13 protein-coding genes and 5 tRNA genes are annotated in these 13,274 nt (G+C 53.7%); 10 read left to right on the plus strand and 8 right to left on the minus strand.

Going from position 1 to position 13,274, the window contains the following annotated elements; genetic code table 11:
- Positions 1-5 precede the first annotated feature (5 nt).
- Positions 6-950, plus strand: coding sequence for a S66 peptidase family protein (locus tag FRD01_RS03510; RefSeq protein WP_146957695.1), 945 nt, complete (start codon positions 6-8; stop codon positions 948-950).
- Here FRD01_RS03510 and FRD01_RS03515 read toward each other — a convergent pair.
- The 7 genes from FRD01_RS03515 to FRD01_RS03545 form a co-directional block, all read right to left on the minus strand.
- Complete coding sequence (locus FRD01_RS03515; protein ID WP_146957697.1) at positions 896-1,882, minus strand: DUF6483 family protein; 987 nt, start codon at positions 1,880-1,882, stop codon at positions 896-898. The genes FRD01_RS03510 and FRD01_RS03515 overlap by 55 nt on opposite strands.
- A gap of 2 nt (positions 1,883-1,884) precedes the next feature.
- Positions 1,885-2,385, minus strand: coding sequence for a double zinc ribbon and FHA domain-containing protein (locus FRD01_RS03520; protein WP_146957698.1), 501 nt, complete (start codon positions 2,383-2,385; stop codon positions 1,885-1,887).
- Positions 2,382-2,840, minus strand: coding sequence for a hypothetical protein (locus FRD01_RS03525; protein ID WP_146957700.1), 459 nt, complete (start codon positions 2,838-2,840; stop codon positions 2,382-2,384). Before FRD01_RS03525 ends, FRD01_RS03520 begins: the two co-directional genes overlap by 4 nt.
- A complete protein-coding gene (locus tag FRD01_RS03530; protein WP_249755971.1) occupies positions 2,837-3,619 on the minus strand; it encodes an inositol monophosphatase family protein in 783 nt (260 codons plus the stop codon). Before FRD01_RS03530 ends, FRD01_RS03525 begins: the two co-directional genes overlap by 4 nt.
- A 9-nt stretch (positions 3,620-3,628) precedes the next feature.
- Positions 3,629-5,116, minus strand: a complete 1,488-nt coding sequence (locus FRD01_RS03535; RefSeq protein WP_146957704.1) for a bifunctional UDP-sugar hydrolase/5'-nucleotidase — start codon at positions 5,114-5,116, stop codon at positions 3,629-3,631.
- Entirely contained in the window at positions 5,107-5,901 is a 795-nt protein-coding gene (locus tag FRD01_RS03540) for a tetratricopeptide repeat protein (RefSeq protein WP_249755972.1), read from the minus strand. Before FRD01_RS03540 ends, FRD01_RS03535 begins: the two co-directional genes overlap by 10 nt.
- A gap of 85 nt (positions 5,902-5,986) precedes the next feature.
- The gene (locus FRD01_RS03545) at positions 5,987-6,766 is read right to left on the minus strand and encodes an OmpA family protein (protein WP_146957708.1); all 780 of its coding nucleotides are present in this window, start codon (positions 6,764-6,766) and stop codon (positions 5,987-5,989) included.
- 159 nt (positions 6,767-6,925) lie between these two features.
- Here FRD01_RS03545 and FRD01_RS03550 point away from each other — a divergent pair, with 159 nt between their 5' ends.
- Positions 6,926-8,434 (plus strand): MATE family efflux transporter, encoded by a 1,509-nt coding sequence (locus FRD01_RS03550; protein ID WP_249755973.1) that lies wholly within the window; start codon positions 6,926-6,928, stop codon positions 8,432-8,434.
- Between the two features lie 2 nt (positions 8,435-8,436).
- Here FRD01_RS03550 and FRD01_RS03555 read toward each other — a convergent pair whose 3' ends face one another.
- Positions 8,437-9,213 carry a phosphoheptose isomerase family protein gene (locus FRD01_RS03555; RefSeq protein ID WP_146957711.1) on the minus strand — a complete coding sequence of 259 codons (777 nt, stop codon included), beginning with the start codon at positions 9,211-9,213 and terminating at the stop codon, positions 8,437-8,439.
- A 123-nt stretch (positions 9,214-9,336) separates the two neighbouring features.
- Here FRD01_RS03555 and FRD01_RS03560 point away from each other — a divergent pair, with 123 nt between their 5' ends.
- From FRD01_RS03560 to FRD01_RS03595, 8 genes are all read left to right on the plus strand, one after another.
- Entirely contained in the window at positions 9,337-10,272 is a 936-nt protein-coding gene (locus FRD01_RS03560; RefSeq protein WP_146957713.1) for a DsbA family protein, read from the plus strand.
- A gap of 15 nt (positions 10,273-10,287) precedes the next feature.
- Positions 10,288-12,102, plus strand: coding sequence for a threonine--tRNA ligase (gene thrS, locus FRD01_RS03565; protein ID WP_146957715.1), 1,815 nt, complete (start codon positions 10,288-10,290; stop codon positions 12,100-12,102).
- A gap of 84 nt (positions 12,103-12,186) precedes the next feature.
- Positions 12,187-12,273 (plus strand) — tRNA-Ser (locus FRD01_RS03570).
- 37 nt (positions 12,274-12,310) lie between these two features.
- Positions 12,311-12,399: transfer RNA gene (locus FRD01_RS03575), tRNA-Ser, on the plus strand.
- Between the two features lie 52 nt (positions 12,400-12,451).
- Positions 12,452-12,525: transfer RNA gene (locus FRD01_RS03580), tRNA-Arg, on the plus strand.
- A gap of 18 nt (positions 12,526-12,543) precedes the next feature.
- Positions 12,544-13,038: a tRNA adenosine(34) deaminase TadA gene (gene tadA, locus FRD01_RS03585; RefSeq protein WP_146957716.1), complete on the plus strand. Its 495-nt coding sequence runs from the start codon at positions 12,544-12,546 to the stop codon at positions 13,036-13,038.
- 2 nt (positions 13,039-13,040) lie between these two features.
- Positions 13,041-13,129 (plus strand) — tRNA-Ser (locus FRD01_RS03590).
- 46 nt (positions 13,130-13,175) lie between these two features.
- Positions 13,176-13,264: transfer RNA gene (locus tag FRD01_RS03595), tRNA-Ser, on the plus strand.
- The last annotated feature ends 10 nt before the right edge of the window (positions 13,265-13,274 follow it).

Below are 13,274 nucleotides of genomic sequence, written 5' to 3' on the forward strand. Positions count from 1 at the left end.
CTGAAATGAAGCCTCTAGAATTTTCCCTTCCCCGACTCCAAAGCGGCGATACTGTTGCGGTTGTGAGCCCATCGGGGCCGGTCCTCCCGGAAAATATCGAGGTCGGGCTTGCTACCATTAAGTCTTGGGGGCTCAGAGCGGAGCTCATTGGCCCTTTTGAACGCCATGCCGGCTACCTCGCCGGTAGCGACGAACATCGCGCAAGAGCACTCCAAGAGGCCTTGGATGGCGATTTCAAGTGCATCATGGCAACCCGAGGCGGCTACGGCGCCATGAGAATTCTGAGCAAGCTCGACTTCACTCGATTCTCAGAATCTCCAAGTCTGCTTTGCGGCTTTAGCGATATCTCCGCATTACACCTTCATATCGCCGGAAATCTCGGTATCCCAACTCTGCACTCACCCGTGCTAAAGAGTTTCGGAACTCAAGAACAAGACCTCCCTCTCTTTAGAAAGCTTCTCTTTGGTGAAGTGGGGCCAGACGATCTGTGTTGGACACTTCGGCCACTAAACACGCCAGAAAGCTCGATCGAGGGGCCGCTAATCGGCGGCAACCTCACATTGCTGACCTTGATGTTGGATTCCGATTTCTGCCCCGATCTACAAGGAGCCATTCTCTTTGTAGAAGACGTGGGCGAGGCCGACTACCGCGTCGACCGCCTTCTGACTTCTCTTCGGCTCTCCAACAAAGCGAAACGAATTGCGGCGCTGGTGCTCGGCGATTTCACAGAATGTCAGGGGGTCTATGCAGGCCCAGAGGCGATCCAAGGCCTTATAGAAGAGACCGCGGCCGAGTTTGACTGCCCGGTCTTCACTGGCTTGCCCGTAGGTCACGGCCGACGAAACGTCCCCTTACCTCTTGGACTTCGAGCCAGGATAGAAACGCCCCGTGGGGCTCAAGCTTCTTCTTTTTCTTTTGCTGATTCGATCTTCGCGAGAATCTCCGCGTAGGAGTCCTCAACTTCCTCTCTTGGAAGGTTTCCTGCTTCAAGGACAGGATCTGCGAGTTTTCGACACTCCTCGTAGAAGATCCTCGCGCGCTCCAAAATCTGAGGATGATCCCCAACAACGTCCAAGGCTTTGAAAAGAGCGTTCTCGGCATCGGCAAAATGTCCAAGACCTTCGTGGAACGAAACAAGGTTAATCTGGCTAGTGATATAGACGGGAAGCGCTGGCTCCCCGTGAGCCTCGTACGCTCGCTCCGAGTAGTCTTCGGCCACCAAGCCCCAATGCCGTGCACGCTCCATCTGCTTTTGATTGAAGAGAGCCACGCTGATTTGCTGAGCCGACTGTGCCACCTGCACTGAAATCTGCTTCTTCCCGTCCTCGTTGAGGTCAGAGAGCGCCTCCATGCCTTGAGTCATGGCCTCATCAGCCTCTTCGAACTTCTCGGCGCGCGCCGCGATCACAGCTAGATTTTGAAGCGCACCAAATTTCAAATTGATCGTCGAAGGGTTGGGCTCAGTATTCATCGCCTCTTCAGCTAATTCCACCGCACGTCGGTTTGAGACTAACGCGGCATCAAAATCAGACGACTGAGCCAGAATGCTGGCCAGATTGATATGAGTTGCAGCCGCATTGCCGTGAAAAAGAACTCCATCGGCGATCAATGCTTCGCAAATCTCGGAGGCCTTTTGATGAAGCACTCGCGCTTCGTCAGACTTGTTTTGTCGCTGGCGCACAAAGCCAAGCTCGTTCGAAATCTGGGCTCGAACTTTGAGTGCGTCCTGCGAGTCTTCAACCACCATGTCCAAAATAGCCAGAGCCTCGGTTAGAGCAGGCTCGGCTACTTGTAGCTGATTTTGACGCAAGGCCTGACCGCCCTGATTCGCCAGTGCCTTTGCCGCCTCGAGCTCACGATTTGTCCACTTTTGTACTTCCATTTCTATCCTCTTATCTGTGGCTTGAGCCACACTTTCATCTCTACGTTTCCAAATTTTACGATATCGCCGTTTCGAAGCTCTACCGGACGATGAATTCTCTCCGAGTTCACGTACGTCCCATTGGTGCTCGCTGAGTCCTGCAGGCGAATTCGTTCCGGGCGAACGATGAGCAGCGCGTGGAGCCATGAGACAGCAGGCCTGTCGATCATGACATCGTTTTTGTCGCCAGCTCCAACCGTGAGTTCTCCCTCTCTCAGCTCGTGCTGTGTCTCAGGTCTTTCGGGGTCAAAGAGAATCCCAATCAAGTCGGGGTCTTCAAAAACTTCCTCATCCAGCGACCGGTTTTGAAGCGTTTTCGCGAATGAATGGCCACAGATTCCACAGAATTGCGCACTCGACGGGAGAACGATCTCACACTCGGGACACACGCGCAGAGGAGTACCGCAAAACGCACAAAATCGCGCTCCCTTGGGTACCTCTGCGTGGCAGTCCAGACAATTCATACACGTTCACACTCAAGCATGACCGATGTGGCCCCAAGGTCTTCGAGGACAAACACCTCGGACTCAAACGGCTCGCCACCCAACGGGGTGATCACCACCGTATACTCTGCGGCAATATCCACCCCCACCCGCTCATCGTTCAGCCACAATCCACAACCGATATCCCAAGTAAAGACATGCGGAACATCGGTATCTCTTGGAACGGTGGGAACTCGAAGGGTTCCGTCAGAGCCAGAGCCTTCAAAGGCAACGCCACACGAGGCGCCATCACAAATTTCAACCGTGATCTCGGCGTCATCTCCCTCGAAGTCTTTCAACGTATAATTGACCACCACGTTTGCGGCCGACAATTCAATGGGGCCGATGGACGTCACTTCCACGGGCGTATCGGGAACATCGATCGTTTCCGAACAGGAGAGAGCAAGCACGGCTAAAATCAGTAGAAAATACTTCATTTCTCTTTTCCAAGAGCTAGGAGGACCGAGTCGTGTATCGACCCGTTGGTGGCAACGATCCCGGTTTGCCAACCCGTATAACCCGCACCACGTTCGTTCGTCACCTTTCCTCCACCTTCAGCGACCAACAAATACCCAGCAGCGGTGTCCCAGGGACTCAGGTTAAATTCCCAAAATCCGTCTAATCTACCAACAGATACGTATGCTAAATCGAGAGCAGCAGAACCCAGTCTTCGAATATTTCTCGTCTTGCGGGCGAGGTCAGCAAAATGCGGGATATTATCCACATCATCACGACCTCTAGGAGGCGGAAACCCTGTAGCCAACACGGCTTCAGACATTTCCTCTATCGCTGACACACCCACAGCCTTCCCGTTTAGATTCAGTCCCTCACCGATCGCAGCGCTAAAGAGTTCGTCTCGGTTGGGATCGTAAATCACCCCCACCACGCTCTCGCCATCGACCTGAAGAGCGATGGAAACAACGTACATGGGGATGCCGCGCGCAAAATTCAGCGTCCCATCAATCGGGTCGATCAACCAAACACGCGCCCCCTCGCCGTCTTCGCCATATTCTTCGCCATGAAAACGATCTTCGGGGAAAAGCGACTTGAGCGCGGCCACGACATGCCTTTCAACCCAACGATCCACGCGAGTGACCACATCATTAGGCGCCTTGTACTCCACTTCAAAGCCGCGCCGACGCTCTTCGAGGAGCAAATGCCCCGCCTCACGCGCAACGGCCTCGGCACAACGCCTTTCGAGAGCAAAACTTCCCATAATCATCTCTTAGTGTTTGTGTCCGGCATGATCATGGCCCGGGTGATCGTGCCCAGCATGATCGTTGGTCGGCCGAAATTCGGGGCGCTTCTTCTTTCTCTGGGCCACCAGAGCTTCGATCGAAGGCACCTGCGGCACGTCCAGCTTCAGCGCGATAGCCCGAAGGTCGATGTAATCTGCACCGGTTGCTTTGGCTTGGGAGCCAGCAATCTGGGATTGAACCGACTCAGCAGCCTCGGCCAACTCCTGGCTCGAGATCTGAACGCGCGTCCAAAACATCCCACGCTCCTTCTCAGCAAACTCTCTTCGCCCTGGCTCCACATCAGCTGGAAGCTCAAGAATGGCTCGCTCCGCCTTATTGAACCGAGCCTTCGCGCCAACGTAAACGCTCATCGCCTTCTGATAATCTCGCATCACCATCTGAGGATTGACCGACTTGTTTTGAAAACCCGTAAACTCAGCTCCATTGCGGAAGATGTCCGCCCGAAGCGCATACTTTCCCTGGCTCAAAGCTTCGACCATAGCTGTGTCACCCACCCATTCTGGCCGTTGGGTCAGTCGGTTCGAACCAGACAAGACAACCACATGGGGTCGCTCACTTGCCTCAAGCCCCTCAAGCATGACGCGAGTTTCATCGTGGCCCAAATTCGAAAGAAGAATTTTCAGGTTGGTACCAGCCAACGAAGGCCACGCCGCCTTATACGACTCGACGGGGTCCTTGACCTCGAGTCCTCTCTCGGACCAAAAGTCGCTTAGCCTTGATTTCTGCCGTGTAAGCCCGATCACTCCCACTTTTTGGCCGTTACGCTCAAACGTGAATGTCGGCTCGAGCCACGGCTTAGAGTCCTTCATCAGATTCGCGGAGATGAACTTCTTACCGCTCGTCTCCATCAACTCAGTGAAATTCTCGGTCCCAAACACCAGATCAAGCTCACCCGCAAGGAACACGTCAATCGGCATTTGCTTTAACGCCATTGCCGCTGTGAGAGCATCATACTTCGCCTGAGCCTGAGTCGACTCCGCCGCTTTCGCAAGCGTTGGATTCTTATAGAAAAAGTCCCCGGCATCTACAGCAACCAAGGTCGCCTCTCCCCTCTTCGTCTCACCCCACCATTTCACTGCATCGACGTGCGTGGGATCGAGCGATAGTTCCATCATGCGGGCGCGACGGGCGAGGCCTCCCAAGGGGTTGGCCTTGCAGCCACAGTCCTCGGTCTCTCCGTGATTATTGCCACCCACATGAAGCGTAAAAATATGGCCTTCAGCAGCCACCTCTTTCACTTCGTTTGAGGCGGACGACGTGTCTTGAGGCGTCGCGCGGACCGCGGCACCCAAACCCAGCTGGACTCCGCGAAGAACCTTCTCTTGGGCCTCAAGATAGCCGAGCTTCCCTTCACGGGTCATCTCAACTTCGGGCTCAACAGGAGATGCGACCTCCGCTTTATCACAAGCAACGGTCATCAAGAGTGCAAGGAAAACAACCACTTTCAAGGGCATTGGCCCCCCTTCATTTTTGAGAGTCTCTCTCGAGCCTGAGAGACATAGGTACTTTTAGGATAATCACTGACAACTGACTCGTAGAAGAGTTGAGCTTCCTGGCACTTCTTGAGCTGGACGTAGCTCTCTCCGATTCGAAACACGGCATCTCCAGCCTTTGAAGAGCGTGGATAGTTCTTGAACACCTTTTGGTACTCAAAGACCGCGCTAACCCACTCACCTTCTTCGAAATAGGTCTCCCCCATCATGAACACGACGTCAGCCATTCGCGAGTCTCGTGCATGTTTGACGGCGAAGGACTCAAGAGCTTTTCGAGCAGCCCTGAAGTCTCGATTCTTGAACTTATCCTGAGCAAATTTGTAGAGCTCGTCGGCCTTCTCAGGCAATGGCGTTCCACCACCGTCCGCAAAGCGAATATCCACGTCCTCTTTAAACATCCTCAAATCAGACTGGAGTCTCTGAAGGTTAAAGTCAGTCTCCTCCATTTTCCCGACCAAACGCTGAAGCTCCTGGCGAACTTGCTCCAGCTCAAGACCAAAATCCGCATTGTTTCGAGCCAAGAGCTCAGTGGCTTCCTTGGTCATCTGATTGAGAGACGCCACGTCGTTTCGTGCACTTTCAACCATGGCGGAGAGTTCTTTTTGTTTCTCTTCAAGCGTTTCATTCTGACGCGCCTGCTCCGCTTTAAGCGCGGCAATATCGTCTTGCATGGTCGAGCCCGTCCAAATCGGGACACATCCAGAAAGAAAAACGACTGCCATCAACATCACCAGATAACGCATCATGACTTTCACCGATCCATCGTAAGTAAAACACAAAAACCCAACGGGCGACCCGCTGGGTTTTAGACGCCACATCTAGAAGTAGCCACTATCGAATCGACATCTCTGCGCGACGATTCATTCGGTGGCAGCTTTCCGGACCTTCTTCTCCGCATTCGCGGACAAGTCGTTCTTCTCCGTAGCTCAGAGTGTTGACCTTGTCACGAGCCACACCCAGGCTTCGCAAGTATTCAGACGCGTTACGTGCGCGGCGCTCTCCGAGGGCGATGTTGTATTCCGAGGTTCCTCGCTCATCGCAATGCCCCTCGATAGTCACGCTCAGGTTACGGCTCTTGATGCACTCAGCGTTTCGCTGAAGCGTCGAGCGTGCATCGCCATCTACACTCGCGTCATCGTATCCGAAGTACACGGTATCAAGTTGGCATGCCGAGGGGCTAACACAGCGACCGGATTCGCAAACTTGTCCATCGCTACAGTCTGCATCCGCGGTACACTCGGATTTAGCCACACAGCTTCCGCCCTGGCACTCTTGACCGTCTGCACATTCGTCATTCGACTCGCATTCAGCTCCACAACGGTTGCCACGGCATTTTTGGTTACCCGGACAATCCGAGGTTGACGAGCAAAAACCAGGAATCTGTTCACAACTTCCCGCAACACATTCGAGAGAGGCATCACCACAATGGCTATCCTCTTTACATTGTTGGCAAAGGCCATTGAGGCAAAACGTTTTCCCTTCCGCTTTTCCCCGTTCGCTTGAAGCGCAGTCATCGTCATTGTCGCACTTCGGATACTCAGGGCCACAGCCGACCAAAACTGTAGCGAGTGTCACGCTAGCCAAAGACATCAAGATGTTCCGGAAACTCATAAGTTCTCCTTAAATTGTTGGTCTCAAAACAGTGGGGACCATATGCAAGCGTCAAAATCTCGTCAAGCACACTTCCCCCTACATCTCAGAAAACGTTTGCTAAGCCGGGCGCATCCGATTACAACTCCCCGCCCACAGCCCTTCACGGCGCGAGTAAAAATGGCTCTAAGTGTTGATTTAAAACGAGCAAAGACGATTTTGGTCCTGGGTGGGCCTATCGTCATTGCCATGTTCACTCAGACATTCATCAACGTCGTTGACACGATTTTTGTTGGAAAACTGGATCCTAGCTACGCAACGCCCGGCCAAGCCGCGCTTGGGTTTTCCCTGCCTATCCTCTGGAGCCTAGCCGGCTTCCTTGCCGCCATTGGCATCGGTACCCAGGCGATGACGGCACGCCGTATCGGCTCACAAAAACCGGAAGAAGCCGGGGTCGTTCTCACGAACTCTATTGTCGTGGCCATCGTCGGATCGCTCATATTCACGGTACTGGGATGGTTCATTGTCCCTCCCTTTTTTGAATTCCTGACTCGAAACCAGAACGTCCTGAATCTCGGTATTCCTTACGCTCAGATTCGTGTGCTCGGCATTCTCGGGATGGTCCTGACCACGAGCTATAAGGGCTTTTTCGACGGAATCGGCAGCACCCGCGTTCATATGTACGCTGCGCTTGTGATGAACGCAGCAAACATAGGACTCAACTATATTTTCATATTCGGCTGGGGTCCTATCCCGGCCATGTACGTAACGGGCGCGGCAGTCGCGAGCCTTCTCTCGACGTTCATCGGACTCGTGATGATGGTAGTCTGGAGCCTCCGCGGCAAATACCGAAAGCCGCATCGCTACTACAGACCGCGAACTCTTAATCCAAAGCTCATGTGGGAGATCGTAAAACTCAGCGTACCAAGCGGCGCCGCACAACTCTTTGTGATGTCGGGCGTGCTGATGTTCCTCAAGATCATCGGCATGCTCGATGAGACTGCAGTCGAACAGACCCTGAGAGTCAGCGATTTCTACGCAGCACTCCCCGAATGGATGCAGTGGCAGGAAGCAATTCGAACGGCCACGGCAACCACAGGGACGCTCTTCGTCACGGATTGGAATTTCGCCCTGATCTCCGGGCGTCCACCTGTCTACACCACCGCAGCAAAGCTCGTGATCGACCTGCTTAGCATCGGGTTTGTGATGTGCATCGCGTTCGGAACCGCAACCGCAACGCTGGTCTCCAAATCGATGGGAGAGAAGAGGTTTGACCTCGCGGAAGCCTACGGATGGGACTCGGTAAAGATCGGCTCTTACTTCTTTGGCGCGATCGGACTGATCATCATCTTACAGCCTGCCTTCTTCCTGGACCTCCTGACGGACGACCCGCAGGTCATCAACGCCGCAATTCCGGGCCTTAGAATCATGGCAGCGCTTGAGATCTTCATCGCGATGGCCCTCATTCTCACACAGGCACTCTTCGGTGCCGGGAACACACGATTCGTCATGTGGATCGAGCTTATTCTCCACGGCTTGTGCCTGGCCCCACTGACCTATCTTTTCGGCGTAGTTCTCGATTTCGGGTTCCTCGGCGTTTGGCTCTCGGCCACGATCTACGTCATGGCGCTCGCGGTCGCGATGGCTTGGAAATTCTGGGAAGGCTCCTGGAAAGAAATCGAAGTCTAAGACTACTTCGCGCCGCTCTCGATCCAATCCGAAATCAATCGAATCTCCTCGTTGCTGAGCGGCTCTTCATCAGACCATATCGGGGGCTGAACACCGAACCTTCGCACAGGATACTCGGGCAATATCTTATGCATCAAATAGGAATTGGCGGGATCAAACGGTCTCACTAAGTACGTATCAACCTCCGTAGCCCGCGCTCCCACCAAGGTCTCGTACTCCAAGGGATTCAGCTGCCACTCCGGATCGCGATGACATGATCCACAACGCGCCTCAATCAGCGCGTCGACCTCAGCCCAACGAACCGACTCCACCTCACGGGGCTCTTCGCTTGGCCCATCGGCTACAGCCATAAACTCAGGAGAAGGGCTCCTCAGTAGCTCCACGCCTGTGACACTACGAAGACGGTTCTCGTTAAACACGGCTCGGTATCTGAGACCCTCTTCAAGATTGGATAGCGCACGCCACTCGAGCTCGTTCTCTGCAAGGTCCCACCGCACGCGCCCGCTGACTCGAATGCCGTTGGAATTGAGGGTGAGCACATCAAAATCGAGAACACGATTGATATCGATAGGATCGTTGAAGCGCACACGAATCACAGGGCGCAAAGCAATTTCAGCGTCATCGGGCCGCACAGATTCAACCTCGAGCCACCTGTCAAAAAAACCAGGCGCGGCGAGCGGCTCGCCGTTCTCGTCTAGTAATGGTGGGCTATCGACCCCTGTGCAAGACATCAGGAATATTGCCGAGGCGCCTAAGGTTGTGTGAATCCGTGCATCCATGGATGCGCAGAATAGGCCGAGAGTTAGAGTTGGTCGAGTGTCGACGCTTGACTCTCAGCACTCGATCGCATTGAATACCGCAACTTTTTCCCGGCAATCAGCGCCGATTTCACCGAGTTATCTATGTTTTTCAAGCACATCCTACTCTTAACCTTGAGCACATTGCTTTTTGCATCGTCATGTAAGAGCGACAACCCTACGCCAACCGCAACCTCCCCAACCGAGGAGACCGGAGCAACCGCGGAAAAAGCTGCTCAAAAGGATGCGCCAAGTGCCAAAGCTCCAAAGGGCGATATCTACCCTGGCTTTAACTTCGCGGCCTTGGAACCAAGCGAACAGGAGCGGTTTGTTGAGGTCGCAAAGGCAGAACTTTGTCCTTGTCCGAACATGCCAGAATCCCTGCACGAGTGCCTCCAGAAGGCAGACCAGCGCTGTGATCTATCCGAGCAAGCTGCCTCACACGTTGCGATCAAGATCAAAGAGGGTTTGAACCAAACCGACACACTCGCATCGCTCGCGTCGTTCCTTGAGTCCACACGCAAGAAGCACGAGTTCAACCTCCAAAACTCGCCGCTTAAAGGCTCGGCTGATGCTGGTATCATCATCGTCGAATTTGCGGACTTCGAATGCCCTCATTGCCGAGAGTTTTCCAAGACCTTGGACAAGGCGCACAAACTGCATGGAGATAAGATCGGAGTCTATTTCAAGCATTTCCCGCTCAGTGCACATTCAAACGGAAGGCTTGCTGCACAAGCCGCTGTAGCCGCACATAACCAGAAGAAGTTCTGGCCAATGCACGACCTGGTCTTTGAGAATCAACGAAGCCTCTCGCCAGACCGCATCATGAGCTTCGCACAGCAGATTGGCCTGAATATGGAGAAGTTCACCCAAGACTTGAACTCGGCTATGACTGTGGCCGCTGTGCAAGCAGACCGTGCCGAGGGAGAAAAGGCCCAACTCACGGGAACCCCAACCATTTACATTAACGGGGTTAAGTACATGGGAGACCGTTCAGAAGAAGGTTTCCTCAAACATCTTGAAGAATTGCTTAAAGAATAGTGACGGATAAATTTTATGTCTTCGCCAGCTCAAGAACTCTCCAAATCAGAACAACTTTACAGGATCAGGCACTCGGCTTCCCACATCATGGCGACGGCAATTCTGGAGATCTTTCCAGACGCCAAGCTCGCGATTGGCCCGCCGATCAAAGACGGATTCTATTACGATTTTGAACTCCCACGGCCCATCACTCCAGAAGATTTCGAAGAAATCGAAAAGCGCATGGCCGCTGCGATTTCTGCAAATCAGAAGTTCATTCAAGAGGAATGGCCGAAGGAAAGAGCCCGCGAATTCTTCAAAGACCAGCCCTATAAACTAGAGCTGATCGAGGGAATTGAGGGCGATACGGTCTCGACGTACACGAACGGCCCGTTTACCGACCTCTGTGCGGGCCCACACGTGGGCTACACAAAGAAGTGCAAGAACTTCAAATTGCTGAAAGTGGCAGGCGCGTACTGGCGAGGCGACGAGAAGAAGCCCATGCTGCAGCGCATCTACGGGACTGCTTGGTCTTCCAAAGAAGAATTGGAGAACCATCTCCACATGCTCGAAGAAGCTAAGCGACGTGATCATCGTCGACTCGCAAAAGAACTCGAGCTCTTTGGCTTTGAATCGGTCGCCCCTGGGAGTGTCTTCTGGAAGCCGCTTGGTTGGGCGTCCTACAGAACGCTTCAAAGCTACTTCAGGGAACTCGAGGAGAAGAACGGATACGAGGAAATCTTCAATCCACTTCTCTACAAGAAGGAGCTCTTTGAGCAGTCCGGTCACTGGGACCATTATCAGGAAAACATGTTTGTCCTGCATTCGCATGACCAAACGTATTGCCTAAAGCCAATGAACTGCCCGGACACCATGCTCTACTTCAAGAGCAAGAGGCGCTCGTACCGTGAGCTACCCTTGCGCGTAGCGGAGTTTGGGGTTCTGCACCGAAATGAGCTTCAAGGCGCGCTCTCCGGAGCCACCCGCGTACGTCAGATGTGCCAGGATGACGCCCATATCTTCGTGATGGAAGACCAGATTCAAGGTGAGATCACGAACCTGTTAGGAATGATCGACGAGGCCTATGGCCTTTTGGGCTTGGAATACGACCTCGAGCTTTCGACGCGACCAGAGGACCATATGGGCGACCCAGCCCTTTGGGATCTCGCAGAGGATGCTCTCAAGGCGGCTCTCAACGCTTCCGGAAAAGTGTATCGAGTCAACGAAGGAGACGGCGCGTTCTACGGTCCGAAGATCGATATTCAGCTGCGCGATTGTCTCGGCCGATCCTGGCAGTGCGCGACGATCCAGCTAGACTTCCAGCTGCCAAGGCGATTTGAACTAACCTACGCCGCATCGGATAACTCAGAGAGAACTCCGGTCGTAATCCACCGAGCTATTGCGGGAACACTTGAGCGTTTCTTTGCGATCTTGGTTGAACACTTCGCGGGTGCGTTCCCCACATGGCTCGCCCCAGTTCAAGCTATCATCCTCGCCATCACCGACGATCAAAATGATTACGCGTGGAAACTCGCGAATGAATTAAAGAAACACGGTGTAAGGGTTGAGGTCGACGACCGAAATGAGAAGACCGGATATAAGATCCGTGAGGCTGAGACGCGCAAGATCCCCTATATGCTCGTCGTCGGCGGAAAAGAAGCCGAGGCTGGAACCGTAGCCGTGCGCTCTTACACCGATGGACAACGCGGTGTGATGCCGTTTGAGGACCTGAAGGCGGAAATTCTCGAACGAATTGAGACACGTGCGCTCGACGTTAAGATTTTCAAGTCTGAGCTCGCGATCGTTGAAGAGGATGAGGAAGTCGATGAAATGGTCGAGAGAGGCTACTGATTTCATTTTCGCTTCGCTTTTGTGTTGACGAACACTGCGTCGTGAGTATCCTCCCATCCTCCAAACGGACCCACGGGTTCGTTCGGAGGGGTGGCCGAGTGGTTGAAGGCACCGGTCTTGAAAACCGGCAAGGGTTCACGCCCTTCGTGGGTTCGAATCCCACCCCCTCTGCTTTGGAAGTCTTTGACAATTGAATAACCTCGCGAATGGAGAAGTGGCCGAGTGGCTGAAGGCGCTCCCCTGCTAAGGGAGTATACGTGTTAAAGCGTATCGAGGGTTCGAATCCCTCCTTCTCCGTGGCGAATCGGCTTTGCAACTGCGTTTTGACGTGGTAGCTACCCGTCGCCCTGCACTCGTAGCTCAATTGGATAGAGCAACGGTCTACGGAACCGTAGGTTAGAGGTTCGAGCCCTCTCGAGTGCATTTCTTTTCGCAACCAGTATGGAAACTCCCATATCTTCAAATCACGCCTACTTCATGGAGCTTGCTCTAAACGAAGCTCGGCGCGCAGCAGAGATGGGAGAAGTTCCAATCGGGGCTGTCGTTGTACTCAACGACGAAGTCATCGCTACCGGTCATAATCTCAGGGAAACCACTCAAGATCCTACAGCTCACGCCGAACTTCTTGCGATGCAAGAGGCGGCTCGGCACGTAGGTTCCTGGCGACTCATCGATTGTACCACCTACGTGACGCTTGAGCCCTGCCCTATGTGTGCCGGAGTCATGGTCAACGCCAGATTGTCAAATCTGGTCTATGGCGCTCGGGACCCAAAAGCTGGTGCAGTGAGATCACTTTTTACACTCGCAGACGACCCTCGACTCAATCATCGAGTCGAAATCATCGAGGGAATCCTCGATGCCGAGTGTGGTCAGATATTGACCGATTTTTTCCGTGGTATTCGCGAGGGCCACGTAAAGAAGCCCGGAAAGGGTTAAACGGAGGGATGGCCGAGTGGTCGAAGGCGTCTGATTCGAAATCAGATTTATCGTTTACGCGGTAACGTGGGTTCGAATCCCACTCCCTCCTTGTTAGATTCGCCATATTATGCGAACCCTCGGGCGTAATATGGTTTGGAGAGGTGGCCGAGTGGTCGAAGGCGCACGGCTGGAATCCGTGTATACGGTTCACACCGTATCGTGGGTTCGAATCCCACCCTCTCCGTAGTTCGGCG

The sequence above is a fragment of the Microvenator marinus genome, assembly GCF_007993755.1.
Taxonomy (GTDB): domain Bacteria; phylum Myxococcota_A; class Bradymonadia; order Bradymonadales; family Bradymonadaceae; genus Allomicrovenator; species Allomicrovenator marinus.